20 protein-coding genes are annotated in these 17,723 nt (G+C 64.9%); 9 read left to right on the top strand and 11 right to left on the bottom strand.

Features of this window, described 5'->3' with window-relative positions:
- Positions 1–80: 80 nt before the first annotated feature.
- From cysM to B1C78_RS04235, 4 genes are all read left to right on the top strand, one after another.
- Entirely contained in the window at positions 81–971 is an 891-nt protein-coding gene (cysM, locus tag B1C78_RS04250; RefSeq protein ID WP_077277899.1) for a cysteine synthase CysM, read from the top strand.
- Entirely contained in the window at positions 968–1,753 is a 786-nt protein-coding gene (locus tag B1C78_RS04245) for a 3'-5' exonuclease (protein ID WP_077277898.1), read from the top strand. The genes cysM and B1C78_RS04245 overlap by 4 nt, the downstream gene beginning before the upstream one ends.
- Positions 1,753–3,093 (top strand): 23S rRNA (uracil(1939)-C(5))-methyltransferase RlmD, encoded by a 1,341-nt coding sequence (rlmD, locus tag B1C78_RS04240; protein WP_077277897.1) that lies wholly within the window; start codon positions 1,753–1,755, stop codon positions 3,091–3,093. The genes B1C78_RS04245 and rlmD overlap by 1 nt, the downstream gene beginning before the upstream one ends.
- Before the next feature lie 252 nt (positions 3,094–3,345).
- Entirely contained in the window at positions 3,346–3,660 is a 315-nt protein-coding gene (locus B1C78_RS04235; RefSeq protein WP_139349799.1) for a hypothetical protein, read from the top strand.
- A gap of 197 nt (positions 3,661–3,857) precedes the next feature.
- Here B1C78_RS04235 and B1C78_RS04230 read toward each other — a convergent pair whose 3' ends face one another.
- The 3 genes from B1C78_RS04230 to B1C78_RS04220 form a co-directional block, all read right to left on the bottom strand.
- Positions 3,858–4,178 (bottom strand): cupin domain-containing protein, encoded by a 321-nt coding sequence (locus B1C78_RS04230; RefSeq protein WP_077277895.1) that lies wholly within the window; start codon positions 4,176–4,178, stop codon positions 3,858–3,860.
- 110 nt (positions 4,179–4,288) lie between these two features.
- Entirely contained in the window at positions 4,289–5,122 is an 834-nt protein-coding gene (locus tag B1C78_RS04225) for a class I SAM-dependent methyltransferase (protein ID WP_077277894.1), read from the bottom strand.
- 165 nt (positions 5,123–5,287) lie between these two features.
- Positions 5,288–5,623, bottom strand: coding sequence for a nuclear transport factor 2 family protein (locus tag B1C78_RS04220; protein ID WP_139349798.1), 336 nt, complete (start codon positions 5,621–5,623; stop codon positions 5,288–5,290).
- Between the two features lie 201 nt (positions 5,624–5,824).
- Here B1C78_RS04220 and B1C78_RS04215 point away from each other — a divergent pair, with 201 nt between their 5' ends.
- Positions 5,825–6,517, top strand: a complete 693-nt coding sequence (locus B1C78_RS04215) for a winged helix-turn-helix transcriptional regulator (RefSeq protein WP_077277892.1) — start codon at positions 5,825–5,827, stop codon at positions 6,515–6,517.
- A 66-nt stretch (positions 6,518–6,583) separates the two neighbouring features.
- Here B1C78_RS04215 and B1C78_RS04210 read toward each other — a convergent pair whose 3' ends face one another.
- Positions 6,584–6,994 (bottom strand): c-type cytochrome biogenesis protein CcmI/CycH, encoded by a 411-nt coding sequence (locus tag B1C78_RS04210; protein ID WP_077277891.1) that lies wholly within the window; start codon positions 6,992–6,994, stop codon positions 6,584–6,586.
- 338 nt (positions 6,995–7,332) lie between these two features.
- Positions 7,333–7,806, bottom strand: a complete 474-nt coding sequence (locus B1C78_RS04205) for a rhodanese-like domain-containing protein (RefSeq protein WP_077277890.1) — start codon at positions 7,804–7,806, stop codon at positions 7,333–7,335.
- A 139-nt stretch (positions 7,807–7,945) separates the two neighbouring features.
- Between B1C78_RS04205 and B1C78_RS04200 the strand changes: the two genes are divergently transcribed.
- From B1C78_RS04200 to B1C78_RS04185, 4 genes are all read left to right on the top strand, one after another.
- Complete coding sequence (locus tag B1C78_RS04200) at positions 7,946–8,647, top strand: hypothetical protein (RefSeq protein ID WP_077277889.1); 702 nt, start codon at positions 7,946–7,948, stop codon at positions 8,645–8,647.
- Positions 8,648–8,947: 300 nt separating this feature from the next.
- Positions 8,948–9,640, top strand: coding sequence for a protein tyrosine phosphatase family protein (locus B1C78_RS04195; protein ID WP_245795299.1), 693 nt, complete (start codon positions 8,948–8,950; stop codon positions 9,638–9,640).
- A gap of 95 nt (positions 9,641–9,735) precedes the next feature.
- Positions 9,736–10,479 carry an FKBP-type peptidyl-prolyl cis-trans isomerase gene (locus B1C78_RS04190; protein WP_077277888.1) on the top strand — a complete coding sequence of 248 codons (744 nt, stop codon included), beginning with the start codon at positions 9,736–9,738 and terminating at the stop codon, positions 10,477–10,479.
- 72 nt (positions 10,480–10,551) lie between these two features.
- On the top strand, positions 10,552–11,316 hold the full coding sequence (locus tag B1C78_RS04185) for a glycerophosphodiester phosphodiesterase family protein (protein WP_077277887.1): 765 nt from the start codon (positions 10,552–10,554) through the stop codon (positions 11,314–11,316).
- A gap of 352 nt (positions 11,317–11,668) precedes the next feature.
- On the opposite strand, the gene B1C78_RS04180 is transcribed toward B1C78_RS04185, so the two are convergent.
- From B1C78_RS04180 to B1C78_RS04155, 6 genes are all read right to left on the bottom strand, one after another.
- Positions 11,669–12,616 (bottom strand): PDC sensor domain-containing protein, encoded by a 948-nt coding sequence (locus tag B1C78_RS04180; RefSeq protein ID WP_077277928.1) that lies wholly within the window; start codon positions 12,614–12,616, stop codon positions 11,669–11,671.
- Between the two features lie 155 nt (positions 12,617–12,771).
- Complete coding sequence (locus B1C78_RS04175) at positions 12,772–13,242, bottom strand: aminoacyl-tRNA deacylase (RefSeq protein WP_077277886.1); 471 nt, start codon at positions 13,240–13,242, stop codon at positions 12,772–12,774.
- An 84-nt stretch (positions 13,243–13,326) separates the two neighbouring features.
- Positions 13,327–14,646 carry a TlpA family protein disulfide reductase gene (locus tag B1C78_RS04170; protein ID WP_077277885.1) on the bottom strand — a complete coding sequence of 440 codons (1,320 nt, stop codon included), beginning with the start codon at positions 14,644–14,646 and terminating at the stop codon, positions 13,327–13,329.
- A 131-nt stretch (positions 14,647–14,777) separates the two neighbouring features.
- Positions 14,778–16,316: a DUF3300 domain-containing protein gene (locus tag B1C78_RS04165; RefSeq protein WP_077277884.1), complete on the bottom strand. Its 1,539-nt coding sequence runs from the start codon at positions 16,314–16,316 to the stop codon at positions 14,778–14,780.
- A gap of 239 nt (positions 16,317–16,555) precedes the next feature.
- The gene (locus tag B1C78_RS04160; protein WP_245795297.1) at positions 16,556–17,530 is read right to left on the bottom strand and encodes a pyridoxal-phosphate dependent enzyme; all 975 of its coding nucleotides are present in this window, start codon (positions 17,528–17,530) and stop codon (positions 16,556–16,558) included.
- Complete coding sequence (locus tag B1C78_RS04155) at positions 17,527–17,670, bottom strand: DUF3096 domain-containing protein (protein WP_077277926.1); 144 nt, start codon at positions 17,668–17,670, stop codon at positions 17,527–17,529. Before B1C78_RS04155 ends, B1C78_RS04160 begins: the two co-directional genes overlap by 4 nt.
- Positions 17,671–17,723 lie beyond the last annotated feature (53 nt).

Below are 17,723 nucleotides of genomic sequence, written 5' to 3'. Positions count from 1 at the left end.
GCTTTGTATGCGTTCAGGACGCTACTCCCTGGTCTTGTTTATAATGTGGGGCCCAAGCACCCGTGATTTCTCTCGAATCCATGAGCTATCCCACCCTGGAATCATTCGTCGGCAACACGCCGCTGGTCCGCCTTCAGCGTCTGCCCGGAGAGACCTCCAACACCATACTGGTGAAGCTGGAGGGCAACAATCCCGCCGGATCGGTGAAAGATCGGCCGGCGCTGAGCATGATCCGCAAGGCCGAGGAACGGGGGGAGATCCGCCCTGGTGACACCCTGATCGAGGCCACCAGCGGCAACACGGGCATCGCGCTGGCCATGGTGGCGGCCATGAAGGGCTATCGCATGGTACTCATTATGCCGGAAAACATGAGCGCCGAGCGTCGCGCCTCCATGAAGGCCTTCGGGGCCGAGATCATCCTGGTCAGCCGCGAGCAGAGCATGGAAGGTGCCCGCGATCTCGCCAAGCAGATGGAGTCCGCGGGCAAGGGCAAAGTGCTCGACCAGTTCTCCAACCCCGACAACCCGCTGTCCCATTACGAGGGCACCGGCCCGGAGATCTGGCGCGACACGGATGGCCGGGTCACCCATTTCGTCAGTTCCATGGGCACCACGGGCACCATCATGGGCACTTCCCGATACCTCAAGGAGATGAATCCAGAGATCGAGATCGTGGGTGTCACGCCTGCCGAGGGCGCCAGCATTCCCGGCATCCGGCGCTGGCCCAAGGAATACCTGCCCAGTATCTTCGACGAGGCCCGCGTCGACCGCACCCTGGAGGTGAGCCAGCCGGAGGCGGAGGAGACCATGCGCCTGCTGGCCTCGAAGGAGGGCATCTTCTGCGGGGTGTCCTCGGGCGGCGCGGTGGCCGCCGCGCTTCGCCTCTCGAAGGCGGTGGAGAACGCGGTGATCGTCTCCATCATCTGCGACCGGGGCGATCGCTACATCTCCACGGGGGTGTTTCCCGCATGATGCCGGTGATGGTGTTCGACATCGAGACCGTCCCCGACGTGGAGGGCGGGCAGCGCATCCATGGCTTCGAAGGGCTCTCGAACGAGGACACGGCCAAGGCGCTCATGCAGCTTCGGGTGCAGAAGACGGGCAGCGACTTTCTGGCGCATCACCTGCACCGCATCGTCGCCATCTCCGTGGTGCTCGCCACCCGCGACCGGCTGGCCGTGTGGTCCCTGGGCGAGGAGGACGCCCCCGAGGCCGAACTGGTGGCCCGCTTCTTCGAGGGGCTGGAGAAGTACACCCCGATGCTGGTGACCTGGAACGGCGGCGGCTTCGACCTGCCGGTGCTGCACTACCGGGCGCTGCTGCACGGTATCAGCGCGCCGCGTTACTGGGACACCGGCGACGACGACCGGGAGTTCCGGTTCAACAACTACCTCTCGCGCTTTCACTGGCGTCATCTCGATCTCATGGACGTGCTGGCCGGCTACCAGATGCGCGCCAACGCGCCGCTGGACGAGGTGGCGAGCCTGCTGGGTTTTCCGGGCAAAATGGGCATGAGCGGGGCCAAGGTCTGGGATGCGTATCTGGCCGGCGACATCCGCGGCATCCGCAACTACTGTGAGACCGACGTGCTCAACACCTACCTGGTCTACCTGCGCTTCGAGCGCCTGCGCGGAAGGCTTTCCGAGCAGGGGCTCGACGACGAACTCCAGCGGGTGCGCACGCTGCTGTCCGAATCCACCGAGCCGCATCTGACCGCCTTCCTGGAAGCCTGGCAGGCCGGGAAGCGCGCCTGATGAGACGCGGTACCCGTGCGGCACCGGCGCTGCCCGCGCCGGTGGAGGTGATGATCGAATCCCTGACCCACGAGGGTCGTGGCGTCGCCCGCGTCGAGGGCAAGGCCCTGTTCGTGGACGGCGCACTGCCCGGCGAGCGGGTCAGGGCCCGTTACGTCGCCCGCCACCGCCGCTACGACCAAGCGGCGGTGGATGAAGTCCTGCAGGCCTCCCCCGACCGGGCCGATCCCAGATGCCCCCATTTCGGTGTCTGCGGCGGCTGCAGTCTGCAGCACATGCACCCCGAGGCCCAGATCCGGGCCCGCGAACAGGCCGTCCTGGAGGTGCTGGAACACGTGGGACGCGTGCGACCGCAACGCACCCTTGAGCCCATCGTCGCCGATCCCTGGGGATACCGGCGCAAGGCGCGCCTGAGCGCCAAATACGTGCTGAAGAAGGGCGGGGCACTGGTAGGCTTTCGCGAGCGTTACAGCCATTTCCTCGCGGCCCTCGAGGGCTGCGAGGTGCTGCATCCCGCTGTGGGGCGGCGCATCCGCGCCCTGCGCGACCTGCTCACCACCATGGACGCCCGCGACCGCATTCCGCAGATCGAGATCGCCGTGGATGACGACGACCAGACCGCCTTGGTGTTCCGTAACCTGAAGCCCCTGAGCCCGGCGGACCGCGAACGGCTCGAGTCCTTCGCCCGCGAGCAGGGCGTGCAGGTCTGGCTGCAGCCCAAGGGCCCCGACACGGTGCACCCGCTGTGGCCGGCCGAGCCAGTACCGTTGATCTACGCGCACCCGGATTTCGACGTGCACATTCCCTTCGGCCCGCTGGATTTCGTGCAGGTGAACCGCGACATCAACCGCGCGATGGTGGCGCAGGCGGTGGAACTGCTGGGTGCGGGACCCCGGGACCGGGTGCTGGATCTGTTCTGCGGCCTTGGCAACTTCGCCTTGCCGCTGGCCCGGCGCGCGGGTCACGTGACGGGCGTGGAAGGCGAGACGGCCATGGTGGCCCGCGCCCGGGACAATGCCGCACTCAATGGAATCGCCAATACCACGTTCCATGCCGCCGACCTGGCCGTAAAGGACGTCGCCGATGCTGCCTGGGCCCGCGAGGCCTACGATGCCGTGCTGCTGGATCCGCCCAGGGCGGGCGCGGCGGGTGTGATGGACCTTCTGGGGAGGCTGCGCGCGCAGCGGATCGTCTACGTCTCCTGCAACCCGGCCACCCTGGCCCGGGATGCCGACGTCCTGGTCAACACCCACGGCTATGATCTGGAGGCAGCAGGCGTGATGGACATGTTCCCCCACACCGCCCACGTGGAATCCATGGCCCTGTTCGTGCGCCGCTGAGGCGAGTCGGCCTCAACTAACCCGCATATCTCACCGGGCGGTGAGCATCAGTGCGCTGAGAAGTCTGAACATTGGAGACCTCCGGTTTGCTGGTTCATGCCGGGAACTCCGGCATGAAAAGAGAATGTTCTCTCGCGAAGGCGCGAAGCTCGCAAAGGAAAACATTCAGGTGCAACAAAGGCCTTGGCAGCGGTAGGTTGGGGTGAGCGAAGCGAACCCCAACCTACTGCTGCTGCACCATGGAGGTATCAAATGAGGATGAGGGAATCCGACTGGAAGGTTTTCAAGCGTATCCGTGCTTTGGCGCTGGAGCGGTTTTCGCAACGGATTCTGGATGAATGCCGCGAGATCTGTATGAAGCAGACGTCGTCGGCCCATGAACGCTACCTTGAGCTTTTCCGCCTGATTCACGAACGAGACAAGTTGATTGCCGCGGCCTTCGACCGTTTTTCCCGTTCAAGTGCCTACATGTCCCTGCGGCTCATACGATCCATGAACTTGCTGACAGACGCGGAGGTGGCGGAACTCAGCGCCGAGGCCCAGGAGGTCACAGATCCTGAGGGCTAGCCCGCATATCTCACCGGGATCGCGGGAGCAGGCGAAGGATNNGAAGACGAGCCTGAACCGCGATAGGACACCGGCGGGAACAGACTGTCATGCTGAGGTTGGCGGTCATTCCAACGCATTCCGCTTATGTTTCAACCTGTTGCGAACCAGCCGGTGTCCGAGCGGTGAGATATGCGGGCTAGCGCCGCGCCTCCGGGTCAGAGCCACTCGACTCCCTTGTGAGCCGTTACGAAGAACAGACTGTCCTCCATGGCCACCATTTCATGCACTTCATCCGGATCCATGACCAGATAGTCGCCCGCTTGAGCGATCCGGCCATCGCCGAGGTCCATCCTGCCTTTGATCATGTAGGTTTCTTCGGCGTCGATGTGCCTGTGCCTGGGCAGCGTGGCGCCTTTTCGGATTCTGATGAACCCCGAGATGCCGCCGTTCTCGGCTTCCCGCACCATGCACACCTCCAGGTCGCTGTCGCTGCCCATCGGATGAAATTCATGTTCGTTTTGTGTGATGACTCTCATGGTCCCCTCCTCATGACTGACATGACGGTGGATTCGGTGTTCGTACGATCCGGTCTTGCGCGGATAGCAGGAGTTGAGCCCGACGGCTTGCGTCGTCCTCTGATTCCCTTCTAACGCACCCCATGCACTTCAATGTATTCGGGGCGGCAACTCGTGGTGCCGTCAGTGGATTCGTTGTGGTGTTCCCAGAGGGCTTCCAGGTCTGTCCTGAGATTGTCCTGTCCCTGCTCGTCCAGGGATGCAAATGCGCGGTTGACCGGACCATAGTACTGGCGGAAGTGCTCAACGACCTCGGCCGGCGGGAAGGGATAGTTGAACGGGTACCGCCGCCGCGTTATCCGCAGCTGTGAGACCTGCGAGCCCAGGCGTTCCTTCACAGTGTCCTCGTTGCCCCACAGCAGGGGCGAGGCCATGCCGGGCGGCGGCGGTACGTGCTTGCCCACGGTCTTGAACATCTGGCCCACGAAGCTCTCGGGTGTCCAGTTGGCCATCACGATGGTCCCGCCGCGCCGGCATACGCGTACCAGCTCGGCAGCCACCCTGTCAGGGCGGGGAGCGAACATGGCGCCGATCAGGCTGACCACCAGGTCAAACGTTTCGTCCTCGTAGGGCAAGGACTCGGCGTCACCTTCTTCGAACCGGATGTCGAGGTTCTCGCTCCGGGCCCGGCTTCGGGCCTGATCCACCAGGTTCGAGGCAAGGTCCACCCCGGTAACGATGGCGCCCGTCCGTGCCGCGGGAATACTTATCTGGCCTGCGCCGCAGGCGACGTCGAGCATGCGTGTTCCACGTTCAATGGGCAGACGCTCGAGAAACTCCAGGGCGCCGGGTTCCAGGTGTCGAGCAAAGTATCCGTAGTCACCGGCCTCCCAGGTGGCCTTCAGCCGGGTCTTCAGCGCTTTTATCTCCTCCGGGGTGACCGGGGCGGTGGCCTCTGCTGTCATGATTCACCTCCTGTTTGCTTCCGGGATTTTTCGCGGCGCCTGCTGTCTCTCGACCTGTCTCACTTGCTGTTCACTCGAACCCGTAGTCACGGCCACGCTTGTCCTTTGAGAGACGGTGCGAGACAGGCCGAGAGACCACAATCATTCGCCATTCCTGGTGCGAGTTCAGGGCTTGAATGCCGTGAACGTCTGAAATCGGATCCGGCCGTCTCGGACCACGAACGTATCAGTGGCCCGTTCGACCCACGGTTTCGCCTCCCAGACGATGTAGGCCACCTCGTCAACGATCTCCCGGCGGGTCACGGTGAATCGTTCGATGAACGTATCGGGAAGCGATTCGAAAAGCGTGTTGAAGAAATGGCGAATCTCGTCCGGTCCGCGGTATATGGTTTCTTCCGTGATCAGGACAGACGTTTCGCCAAAATCCTCCATGATCGCGTCGATCCCGATGCCCGTCGCCTGCAGGTGGTTATCAAGCACGGTTTGAGTCGAGCTGGACATGATTCACCCCCTCGATTGCATTGGTGTACTTTCGACCCTTGCGGTCGTGGCACCTGCCGCACCCCCGCTGTTTGTCAATGTTCTAGTCGATTGCTACGCTATCCTCCAGTTCATCAACTGTACCGCCCGGCTCGGGGAGTCGTTGGGGGCGGTATGACGATCCGGAGGTGCGCGGGATCGGCGTGCCGGGAGGTGGAGTCTATGGAAGTGCGCGGATACGGGCAGTTCTGTCCCGTCGCGATGGCTTCCGAGGTGCTCGGTACACGATGGACCTTCCTGGTTATCCGTGAGCTCCTGTGTGGCAGTACGCGCTTCAATGACCTTCGCCGGGGGTTGCCCCGCATCTCACCCGCATTGCTGTCCAAGAGGCTGCGCGAACTGGAAACGCTGGGCGTGGTTGCACGGGCGCATGATGCCGCCTCGGGCAACCCGGTCTACCGACTTACCGAAGCAGGCGAGGATCTCCGTCCGGTGGTCATGGCCATGGGTTTCTGGGGCCAGCGCTGGCTGGAATCGCAACTTTCCCTCAAGAACCTGGATCCGTCCCTCCTGATGTGGGACATGCGCCGAAATCTCAATCCGAGCCCGCTGCCGCCGCGCCAGGTGACGGTTCAGTTTCTGTATCGGGATGTCGAGCGGGGCCAGCGCCGCTGGTGGCTGGTCATCGACAACAAACCTGGTAGCGGTGCCGTGGATCTGTGCATGATTGATCCCGGTTATGACGTCGACCTGCATGTGGCCACCGATCTGCGCACCATGACGGCCATCTGGATGGGCCTCATGACCGTCCGGGAAGCCATACGCGACGGCACGCTTCAGTTGGTCGGCGCGCCGGAGATCAAGGCGCGGATGCAGCAATGGCTTGGCTTGAGTGTATTTGCGCGGGAGGGATGACCTTCCCCTGAGAAGGGCGTGTGAGCACTCGGAAGCAATCTGGAACCATAAGCGCGTGGCTGAGCGTCAGCGGATGACCCGGTCAATCACGATCTCCAGGCCCTGAGAACCTGTGGACACCGTACCGCTCTGACCCTCCAGGTCCCCGGGGGAGGGCATTGCCTGACCGGTACGCGAGACCCGTGCAACGACCACCACACGGTCCGCGGAGGAGAGGGTCATGTCGGTCATGGCCTGGCTGTCGTCCAGTTGGAACTCATAGGGCAGGTCAGACACCTGCAGGCGCAGGATGGCCAGCGGCATGGGCGGGCCCTCGGGCAGCCGGGCAAAGATGAAGACGGTGTCATCGGCAGAGACCCGCTCCGTCAGTTGCGGATCGATGCTCACCGTGCCGCTCACGCCGGTGTCCGAAGCGGTATTGCCGCCGCAGGCGGCCAGGAGGGCGGTGAACATCAGTGCGCTGAGAAGTCTGTACATTGGAAATGCTCCGTTTTGCTGGTTCATGCCGGGAACTCCGGCATGAAAAGAGAATGTTCTCTCGCGAAGGCGCGAAGCTCGCAAGGGAAAGCATTCAGGTGCAACAAAGGCCTTGGCAGCGGTAGGTTGGGGTGAGCGAAGCGAACCCCAACTTCGGAGTAAAGCTTGTCGCGGCTGTTGGGGTTCGCTTCGCTCACCCCAACCTACTGCTGTTGTTCCATCGCATGTCTCCGACTTTCTTTGCGGGCTTCGCGTCTTCGCGAGAGTCAAAATCCATGCCACTCGGAGCCTCCACCGTATCGGCCTTTCCCCGCAGGTCCGCAACGCCCCAAAAACAATCACGCCTCGTCCGCCGGCCCCATCTGATCCGGCCGTACCTTGACGCGCAGATAGGCGTCGGCTTCCTCGGGGTCCACGGCGTTTCCGTCGGCGTCCTCGAGCGGGCCGTCGTCGTCGTTCCAGCCACGCACGCCGAGCTTCAGCGACTGCACGCGGGCGTAGCCCAACTCCTGCAGGGTGCGCGCGGCCAGTGCGCTGCGCCGCCCCGAGCGGCATATGACCACGATTTCCCGGTCCCGGGCGCCCGCCAGGCGCGGCTCGGTCTCGTCGAACCCCCAATCTGCGGCCGCCTCGAGGATGCCGCGCGGCACGTGCACACTCCCGGGAATGTGCATGGCGGTGTATTCCTCCGGCTCGCGAATATCCAGCAGCATCGGGGGTTCGGACTGCTCGATGCGCTCGCGCAGGTCCCAGGGCATGATCTCCGGCACGTGCTTCAGCGCCTCGTCCACGAGGGTCTGGTAGCTCTTCATGGTTCCTCTAACACATTGATTTCTGGCACAGTATACGGGAGTCGGCTGCCGGTGCGGTTGCGCAGCGGGCCGCGCTTCGGTAAAAAGCCAGACCTTCCCGCTCAAGTTATGTGTGCCCGAAGCATACGGAGACTGCAATATGGATCACAACCCCGAGACCCGTCCCGGCAACCCCTTCACGGGCGTGCTCTCCACCGACCAGGCCGCCATGGAGCAACGTCTGGCGGAGTTGCAGGGGCAACTGGCGGCCATGACAAATGACACGCCCCTGATCGAGCGTGCCCACGTCCTGCTGGACATGGGCGAGGCGCTGCTGGGACTGGAACGCCACGCGGAGGCGTGGGAGACCGTGCGCCCGCTGCTGGAGCCGCTGGTGGAGGCCGGGGCCTGGCAGGAGGCGGTGGAGGCGTGCGACATCCTCTACCGCAGCGAACAGGAAGATTCCATCGTGGCCCTGGGCCACGGGGTGTGGCTGGGCGTGACCTTCCCCATCCAGGCCCACACCACCGTGGGCATGCTCAACCACGTGGTGGACGAGACTCCAGAGGATTCGGACGGCGCGGCCGTGGCGGCCATGGTGGCCCATTACATTGCCGGGCTGCGCACCGAGGGCCGCGAACGCGACAACCTGACGTTTCTCACCAACCAGGTCATTGCCAAGGTGGCGCGCCGCCACCGGGGCATCGAGGACCAGGAGACCCTGGAGACCTGGATCGAGATGTACGAACTCAACAACATCGAGCGCCTCTTTCCGCGGCTGGCCCTGATCATCAACGCCATCGTGGGCGACAAGTGGTGGTTCGACCGCGACGCGGTGCGTGCCCGTATTCCGGAGGAGTAGAATTGCCGATGCTTGGCCGCTTGGTGAGAGGATAGGGTCTGGGTGCCAGGGAGCGACGGAAGTTCTGTTCTCTCGCGAAGACGCGAAGCACGCCAAGAAAAGCGTTCAGGGAAAGGCTGTACCGTAGGTTGGGGTGAGCATTGCGAACCCCAACTCGCAGTGCCCGAGCATGCCTCGCCTGTTGGGGTTCGCGATGCTCACCCCAACCTACGGATGGTTGTAAACTCCAAGTCCCTTTCCCTGGCGTGCTTCGCGTCTTCGCGAGAGAAAACTCCTTAAATGAGTGGATTCTTCAAATCCTTGGCCAGTTGGTGGCCCCGCTGGCTCGATGGGCAGCGGGGCGAGATGCGTACGCCCTGGGAGCGTTTCATCGCCCGCGTGGAACTGCTGCTGGTGGACCACGGCTTCATCCGGGCCGTGTACAGCAACCGTCACCGGGTTTCGCCGAATCTGTATCGTTCTGCACAGCCGTCGCCGGCGCAGGTGGCCCGCATGGCCAGGCGCGGCGTGCGCACCATCATCAATCTGCGCGGTGCCCGCGGGAACGGGACCTACCTGCTGGAGCAGGAGGCCTGCCAGCGTCATGGCGTCCGGCTGGTGGATTTCCCCGTGGGTTCCCGTTCCGCGCCGTCCCGGGAAAAGCTGCTGGCGGCGCAGCGTCTGTTTCGGGAGATCGAGTATCCCGCTTTGGTGCACTGCAAGTCGGGTGCCGATCGTGCCGGGTTCATGGCCGCGCTTTATCTCGCACTGCATGAAGGCCGGCCGGTGTCCGAGGCCATCGGACAACTGGGTTTCCGTTACGGGCACCTGCCCTGGGGCGGGCCCGGCATCCTGGATCATTTCTTCCGCCGTTATGAGCAGGATTCCCGAAAAGAACCTGTGGATTTTGCCCGATGGGTGACCGAGGTCTACGACAGGGATGCCCTGAAGCGCGAGTATCGCGCCGGACGGCTGGGCACCCTGGTGGTGGACCGATTGCTGCGCAGGGAATGACGGGGGCAGGTGGCTCGTCTCAACTGTGTTAGGCTACAAGCCGATTCGCATGTTTCCTTACGTTCCTGGAGCTTTTCGTGATTAGCAGATTCTGGATGATTGCCCTGTCGTTTGTGTTTGCCGCGTCCGTGGGAGCGGCCGAGGTTCAGACCCGCGACCTGACCGAGGGCGAGGGGGCCAAGGCCGCTCGCAACCACACCGTCGTGGTCCATTACACCGGCTGGCTCGAAGACGGCACACAGTTCGACTCCAGCCACGACCGCGATACGCCGTTCTCGCTGGTGCTCGGCATGGGCCAGGTGATTCCGGGCTGGGAGATGGGCATCGACGGTATGCGCGTCGGGGGCAAGCGTGAACTGATTATCCCGCCGGAGCTTGCCTATGGCCCGGCCGGCGCCGGCGGCGTGATTCCGCCCAACGCGACCCTGCGTTTCGAGGTGGAACTGCTGGACGTCCAGCCGCCGCCCTTCGGCGAGGTCGACAACGCGGAGCTGAAGGCGCTCATGGACAAGGGCTATACGGTGATCGACGTGCGACGTCCGGACGAGTGGCGCGAAACGGGCGTGGTGGAGGGCAGTCACCTGCTCACCGCATTCGATGACGGGGGCAACTTCGTGCAAAGCTTTCCGGCGGAGCTGCACAGCCTGGTAAAGCCGGACGAGCCGGTGGTGATCATCTGCCGGGTTGGCAACCGTACCGGGCTGCTGGCCCGGGCCATGGCTGAACAGGCGGGCTATGAGCAGGTCTACAACGTGACCGACGGCATTACGGCCTGGATTGCCGACGGCCGACCGGTGAAGAAGGACTGCCCGAGGCATGAGTCCGGGGCGCAGTGCTGACAGGGCACCACGCCGTTCACTATCGATTTTTCCCCGCAGCCCGCAGATACAGGTGGTTGGCGGCGCAGTGCAATGGCGCAGGCCGTCCCTGAACTGATCGCCCACCGCGGTTACGCGGCCCGGTTCCCGGAGAACTCCCTGCCGGGGATGGAGGCCGCGATACGGTGCGGCGCCCGTTACGTCGAAATGGATGTTCAGCTCTCCGCCGACGGCGTACCGGTCCTCTTTCACGACAAGACCCTGCATCGTGTCTGCGGCCTCCCCGGTGCCGTGCATGAGTTTCCCCTTGCCACGCTGATGACCCTGGCCGCGCCGGAGCGGGATCGTTTCGGGGAACGCTATGCCGATAACCGGCTGGTGAGTCTGGCACAGGTGGTGGCGCTGCTGGAGATGCATCCCCATGTCACCGCCTTCGCGGAGATCAAGCGCGTCGCCGTGGAACGGTTCGGCGTACAGCCGGTGCTCGATGCCGTACTTGCCGCGCTGTCCCCGGTGGCGGCGCGTTGTGTGCTCATTTCCTTCTCTGTGCCGTTGCTTGCCGAGGCCTCACGCAGGACAGACATCGACGCCTTCGCCACGAACGGCGGTGAGAAATGCGGGCTGGGCGGCGTGGTGTCGCGCTGGGCGGATCGCGAGCACCTCTCCGGGATGGGGCTCGGCTACCTCTTCTGCAACGTCCGCGGTCTGCCGAAGAGCGGCCCCCTGGCCTTCGAGTCGGCGCAACTCGCGGTCTACGAAGTCAACGACGCGAACGTCGCCCTGGCACTGGCGGCGCGCGGCGTGCGATTCATCGAAACATTCGATTTGCCGGGGCTGCGGGAACGGTTGCCTGGGTGATGCCGGCTATTGTCTAACCACGAAGCACACGAAGGACACGAAGACAATTCATAGGGCGCCCCGTGGGCGCCAATCCCGCATCGAAGCCATCCTGCACGCGACATCAATGCGCGGGCTTCGGCAGGACGTTGACTAAGGGTCTCTCGCGAAGCCGCAAAGCACGCAAAGGAAATCGGATAGGGCGGGCCGTGCCCGCCGCAAGATCATTACGCGGCCGGCGGCGCCCATGGGGCGCCCTATGATCACAGCATTCCTTTGCGTGCTTAGCGTCTTTGCGAGAGAAAATCATCTTTCTCTTCGTGTCCTTCGTGTCCTTCGTGCGCTTCGTGGTGAAGAACGCTTTTCGGAAAAATCAGCCCGCGCTGCCGAGCCAGAAATCGGCGGAGCGGTCCAGGAACTCGGACCAGGTCATGTAGTGGGAGCCGTCGCAGGAGAAGGTCAGGCTCACCATGCCGTTGAAGATGTTGATGGAGGATGAGCGCAGATAGACGGTTTCGTCGGCGAAGCGCAGGGTCCTCAGGTTCTCCAGGATCTCGCGAATCGCCGGGGCCGGGATTCGGGCGTTCTCGGGGTAGTCCCGGTGCGGGAAGGCGAGGCAGGTGTCCGGGTCGCTCAGGGACTCGTGGGTAAGGATTCGGTAACGGTAGGGATCGTCCAGGGTCCAGACCGTGGCGCGGCTGCTGGAGAAGTGCACCACGGCCTGGAATACGCCGCGCTCCGTGAAAAGCTCGTCGAGCACCGGTATCACGGCGTCCATGTCCCGGTCCATGAGGCTTTCGCTGCGACTCTGCTGGAACACGGTGCCGCGAATGGATGGATCGCCCTTGATCTGGCGCCATTCGGTGGATTCCTCGTAGAGGCTCGCGGTGTGGGGCAGGCTGCGCAGGTCGAAGTCCGCGCCGAGAAACCCCAGGGCGTTGCCCTGTTCATCACGCACCAGCTGAAGCGCGGTGAGGGACGGGCGCTTGGCGTGCAGGCTGATGTATGCATCGGAAAGCAGAAACCCGTCCGCGGGCACGACCTCGTTCATGTAGGGGCGCTGCGAGCGGTCGCGACCGAAGTATTCGGGCATCAGGGTGGTGCGGGAGATGTTGTCGGAGAGCTGGATGCCGGCGGTGTTGAGCGCGTAGAGAAACCGGCACTCGGGGATCTCCTGGATGGCCGGCTGCAGCACGGCGTCCAGTGCCTCGCGGTCCGGCCAGGCCGCAGGGAGGCGTTCAGCGATGCGTTTCAACGGGTCGTGGAGCAGGCCTTCCAGACGGCGGCGTTGCTGTTCGATGGCTTGCTTGAGGTTGTCCATGATGCGTCCGTGACGTGGTTTCGGATCCGCCCGTTCCGGGTTGGTCCGCATCATACGTTCACGAACGCAGGAAGGCCACCGCACACCACCGAGGTCCGCGGGAGGGAATGCGCACGGCCGATCGCGATCCCGGTGAGATATGCGGGTTGTGCGGTTCAGACGTGCGCGCTGAAATCGCCGTGGCGGACCTGGCCCAGCAGGGAGCGGAAGGAGTCGCCGCTCAGGTGCACGAGGGATTCGTGGTCGCCGCCTTCGATGTAGACATCGTCCTGGCGGGCCAGGCTGTCGTCCAGCACGGTTTCCAGTCCGTAGGCCGTTCCCAGCGCGGGTACAGCGCCGCGCTCGCAGTCCGGGAACAGCTCGCCGATCTCGTCTTCCGTGGCCAGACCGACATGCTCGCCCAGGGCCTGGTGCAGACGGCCCAGTTGCAGGCGGCGCGTGGCGGGGAGTGCGGCCAGCATGTGGGTGCCGTGATTTTCCAGCACCACCGCCTTGGCCAGGGTGTCGCCGGGCACGTGGGCGGCTTCGGCGCTGCGGCTGGCCGAAGGCGTGTGGGAGTGTTTCAACACCTCGTACTGCACGCCGTGCTCGTCCAGGAACCGCTTGAGGGTTTGTGAGATGGCCATGATGGTACCTCCGGGAAACTGACGCTTACCCGGAGTATAGTCCCGGCAACGGCCGCCTTGGTCCTTCGTGACAAGACCCGGGGCTCAGCCTTCCTCACGAAGCCGGTCGATGACCCGGCGGATCTCCTCGGTGTCCCATTCGATGGCCGCATTCACGGAGTAGCGGATCCGGCCCTGACGGTCCAGGAGGAAGGAGCTGGGGAATGCGAACACGCGCCACTCGCCGGCCACGGAGCCGTCCAGGTCCATGAGCACGGGAAAGTCCACCTGCACGTCTTCCATGAACGAGAGGATGTGGTCGGCCTCTTCCTTGAAGTTGATGGAGACGATGGCGAACTCGTCCTCGGTGTAGTCTCCGGCCAGGCGGTTCATGGAGGGGATCTCGTAGACGCAGGGCGGACACCAGGTGGCCCAGAAATTCACCAGCGTCACCCGCCCCAGGCTTTCCTCCAGCGTGTGGCGTTCGCCCCGGGCATCCACCAGGTCGAAGTCCGGTGCCGTTTCCCGCGGTCGCTCCACCAGGCCGAAGGGTGTGTCAATGGACTCCTCGGCCTGTTCGTCCAGTGCAACCAGGCGGTCCGCCCGGGGTGCGGCGGCCAGCAGGCGGGTTGCCGCCATGAGCTGGTTGACCGTGTTCTCCTGGACCTCGCGGACGTCCGGAGGTATGGGGCCCCCGAAACCTTCGAAGATCTCCGTGTTCGGGCGTTCCGTGTACTGCAGGTAATAGTCGCGCATCCGCGGGATCAGCCAGCCGTAGGCGACGCTGCCGCCCTGGCGCAAGGTGTCCAGCAGATCGTTGAGTCGCTGGCGATGCACGCCCAGTTCGGGCTGCAGAACGGCCACGGGAAGCCCGGTGGCGCCGGCGATGCCCAGAAGTTCCGGATCCTCCCCGGCCACAGGGGTTCCCCGATAGAGATTCGGATAGAACAGCACGGCGCCGGCCACGGCTGTGTCGTCGTCGGCGCGCTCCTGCCAGAGTCGCAGCCCGCGGAGCAGCGGGGTCGACATGCGATCGCAGGCCACGGCCACCACGGGTCCGGTTCCGCTTTCGACGGCGGCCTCAAGCAACGCCGCCACCGGTTCACCGTCAAGGCTGCGGGCCGTTTCGTTGTCCCGCTGCAACAACAGCGAGTCCAGCAGGTCCACCTGCCAGACCGTCGCACCCCGTTCCGCGAGCCGGGCCGCCTGTCGTTCACTGCCCGGGCGTTCCCCGTACTGGTTCAGGATCCAGACGAACAGGGGGCCGTCACCGTCACCCTGCCACACACGTACGTCCAGCTGATCGGCCCCGGCGAGGGGCAGCGCGAAGTCGTCCCCCTTGGCAGCGACGGTGAAACCCAGGAGGACGGCGACGAAGGTCAGTGATTGCAGGAGACGGCGGAATGGCAAGAGTACGGCATCCATGACGCGAGGTGGATTACGGGTGATGTGTTCCAAGGTGACCGGGTTCCGGCAGGGCTGGGAGCCTGTCCGGACACACTCTGCCAGTTGTACCCCTGGCTGACAACCCGGCCCACAGGCCCTGCGATCGGGGCTCAGCGGGAGAAACTTCGACCGCGTTCCTCACCGCGACGCATGGTCCGCCCGTGATCCTGCCGGGACTGCATGCGCGAGCCCTCATATCCGCCGCCTCGCTGGCGACCCTGCCAGCCGGAGTCGGTACCGCCACGTGCGGCGGGGCGGTTGTCGGAGCGCGACGGCCGCGAATGTTCGATCCGGCCGCGCCGCTCGGTCACGGCGCCTCGATCGGGACGGGTACCGCGTGCCTCACCACCGCGTGTGCCCTGCCGACCGCGGGTTTCCGGGCGCTGAGCACCTTGCGACTGCCATGCGGGCACGGAGTGGGTGCGTCGTTGCCGTTCCATCTGCTCCCTGCGTTGCTGCAGGCTGCGCTGGGCGGTTTCGGCCTGCTGGCCGTAGCTGGAGCGGTCCCTGAAGTTGGGGCTGCTGCGGCCCGGATCGGGAGTGATGCTGCGCCCCGAGCCGGAGAATTCGCGGCGCACCTGTCCGCTGTGGCGGCGCTCGCCCTGCCAGGCGGGCCGGGCATCGCGGCTGCTGCGAGTCTGCGTGTCCGAATGGCTGCGCGAGGTCCACTGGTCCCGCGACGTGGATCCCCGTGGCCGGCTGTCGGCATGCTGACGCGTGCCGCCGTCACGCCAGGACGTGGACGACGGTCCGCCGGAGAACCGGCTTCCGGTGCCGGAGCGGGTCACCTCCCGCCGGTCCGAATGCACCCGGCCGGTGTAGCGTTCCTGGACGGACTTGTGCCGATAGGCGACGCCGCGCCGATGCCAGGGATCATGGCGCCAGCGGTGCTTGCTGTGGTGAACCCGGCCCACGTGGCGATGCCGGTCGTAATGACGAATGACCACCACGTGCCGCGTATGCCAGTTGAAGGTACTGAAGAAGAAGCTGTGTGAGACCGGAGCCCCGCTGACCCAGGTGATGCCGATGCTCAGGCTGTAGCCGGCGGGCGGGTACCAGTACACGGGCGCGTAGGCCGGCCACCACCAGCCTCCGTAGACCACCGTCGGTCGGTAGTAGGGCACGTACACCACCCGTGGATGCGCGGACTCGATGTAGATCACTTCCGGCTCGCGTACCACACGGATGTGCTCGCTGCTCTCCAAGTGACCTGCCTCGTACGCTCTTTGACGCAGGTCCTGGATCACGTCCGCCACCTGCTCCTCCTGGAGCAGAAAGGCGTCACCGAGATTCCGGGTCCAGGCCAGGTCCTCGTTCATCCGGGCCAGGATGCGCGGGAATGCCACCAGTGACTTGACGCTGGGGTCCCAGTCCATGTCCTCCACGGCATCCACCGCGTCGCTGCCTTCCAGGTGCGGGTTGTCCCGCGACCAGCGGGCCGCTTCCACCACCTCCAGGGGGTAGGTGGAGGCCATCAGGATCTGGGAGAGCAGTGCGTCGGGATAGAGGGCGATGGGGGCCAGCATCCGGGCCAGTTCACCCTCGGTGAAGGCCGCTTCCTCCTGGGCGGAGGCAGGAGGAACCAGCAGGAACGCGCCGAGTACGAGTGCCAGCAGTGCGGTGGCCAGCGGCCTGGCGGATCTCTTCATGGCCTGTTCCTCCTAGGAGCCTGCCGGACTNNGTCCGACAGGCTCCTAGGCGATGATTCACCGGTGGTCAGGGGCCGATAAGGGGTCCGACCCCCATTCACCCGGTGCGTTCCATCCGATTGCGCATTGTGAGCAGCGTACGGGGTTTAGCTGAACGGTCCCTGAACACCTGCTCCCGCGATCCCGGTGAGATATGTGGGCCAAGTGCAGCGGGCGGGATATGGCGGCCATGGGCCGCCCTATGGGGGTGACCAGGGGAGATTGTCCAGATCCACGTTGCCTCCGGAGAGGATCACGCCCACCCGCAGGCCGGCGCAGACCTCGGGGGCTTCCCGCAGCGCAGCAAGCGGTACCGCGGCGGAGGGTTCGATGATCAGCTTGGTGCGTTCCCAGGTGAGGCGCATGGCTTCCACGATGCCCCGCTCGCTGGCGGGAAGGATCTGCGCCACGTGGTCACGCAGGATGGGGAAGGTGAGATCGCCGAGGGTCCCGCGCAGGCCGTCGGCCAGTGTGTCGGGGTGTTCGCAGGGGATGATGCGCCCGGCGGCCAGGGAGCGGATGGCGTCGTCGGCCCCGGCAGGCTCGGCCCCAAGGATGCGGATGGCAGGGTTCAGACCCCGCGCCGCGATGGCCGTGCCGCTGAGCAGCCCGCCGCCGCCCACGGGTGTGATGACCGCATCCAGGTCCGGGATCTCCTCAAGCAGCTCCAGTGCCGCGGTCCCCTGCCCGGCGATGATGCGGTAGTCGTTGTAGGGGTGGATGACCGTGGCACCGGTTTCGGCCACCACGGCCGCCAGTGCCTGCTCGCGGGCCTGAACCGAAGGCTCGCAATAACTGACTCTCGCTCCGTAGCCCGCCACCGCCGCCTTCTTCACCGCCGGCACGTTGCGGGGCATGACAACAAAGGCGGGTATGCCGCGCGTCCGGGCCGCGAGCGCCAGTGCCTGACCGTGGTTGCCGGAGGAGTGGGTGGCCACACCCGGAGCGGCCTGTTCCTCGCTGAGCGAGTGCACGGCGTTGGCGGCGCCCCGGGCCTTGAAGGCGCCCACCTTCTGCAGGTTCTCGCACTTGAGAAAGATGCGCGCGCCGAGCCAACTGTCCAGGCTGGCACAGGTCATCACCGGTGTGCGGTGCACCCAGGGCCTGATGCGCCCGGCAGTCTCGCGAATCGTCTCCAGATCCGGTGGGAGGACCATGGGTGCGATCGTGCTCACACGCGGATGTTCAGCAGCCCGAGCACGCCGATGGCGATCAGATAAATGGCCACGATGTAGTTGAGCAGCCGGGGCTGGACGAGGATCAGGATGCCCGCGATCAGGGCGAGCAGGGGGGCGAGACTGAGGTGCAGGGTCATGTGCAGAGTCCTCTTGTTGTTGGTGTCTGTGCGAAGGGCCACGGACGCATGCA

This window comes from Thioalkalivibrio denitrificans, from assembly GCF_002000365.1.
GTDB lineage: Bacteria > Pseudomonadota > Gammaproteobacteria > Ectothiorhodospirales > Ectothiorhodospiraceae > Thioalkalivibrio_A > Thioalkalivibrio_A denitrificans.
This window is presented reverse-complemented; position numbering and strand designations above follow the sequence as displayed.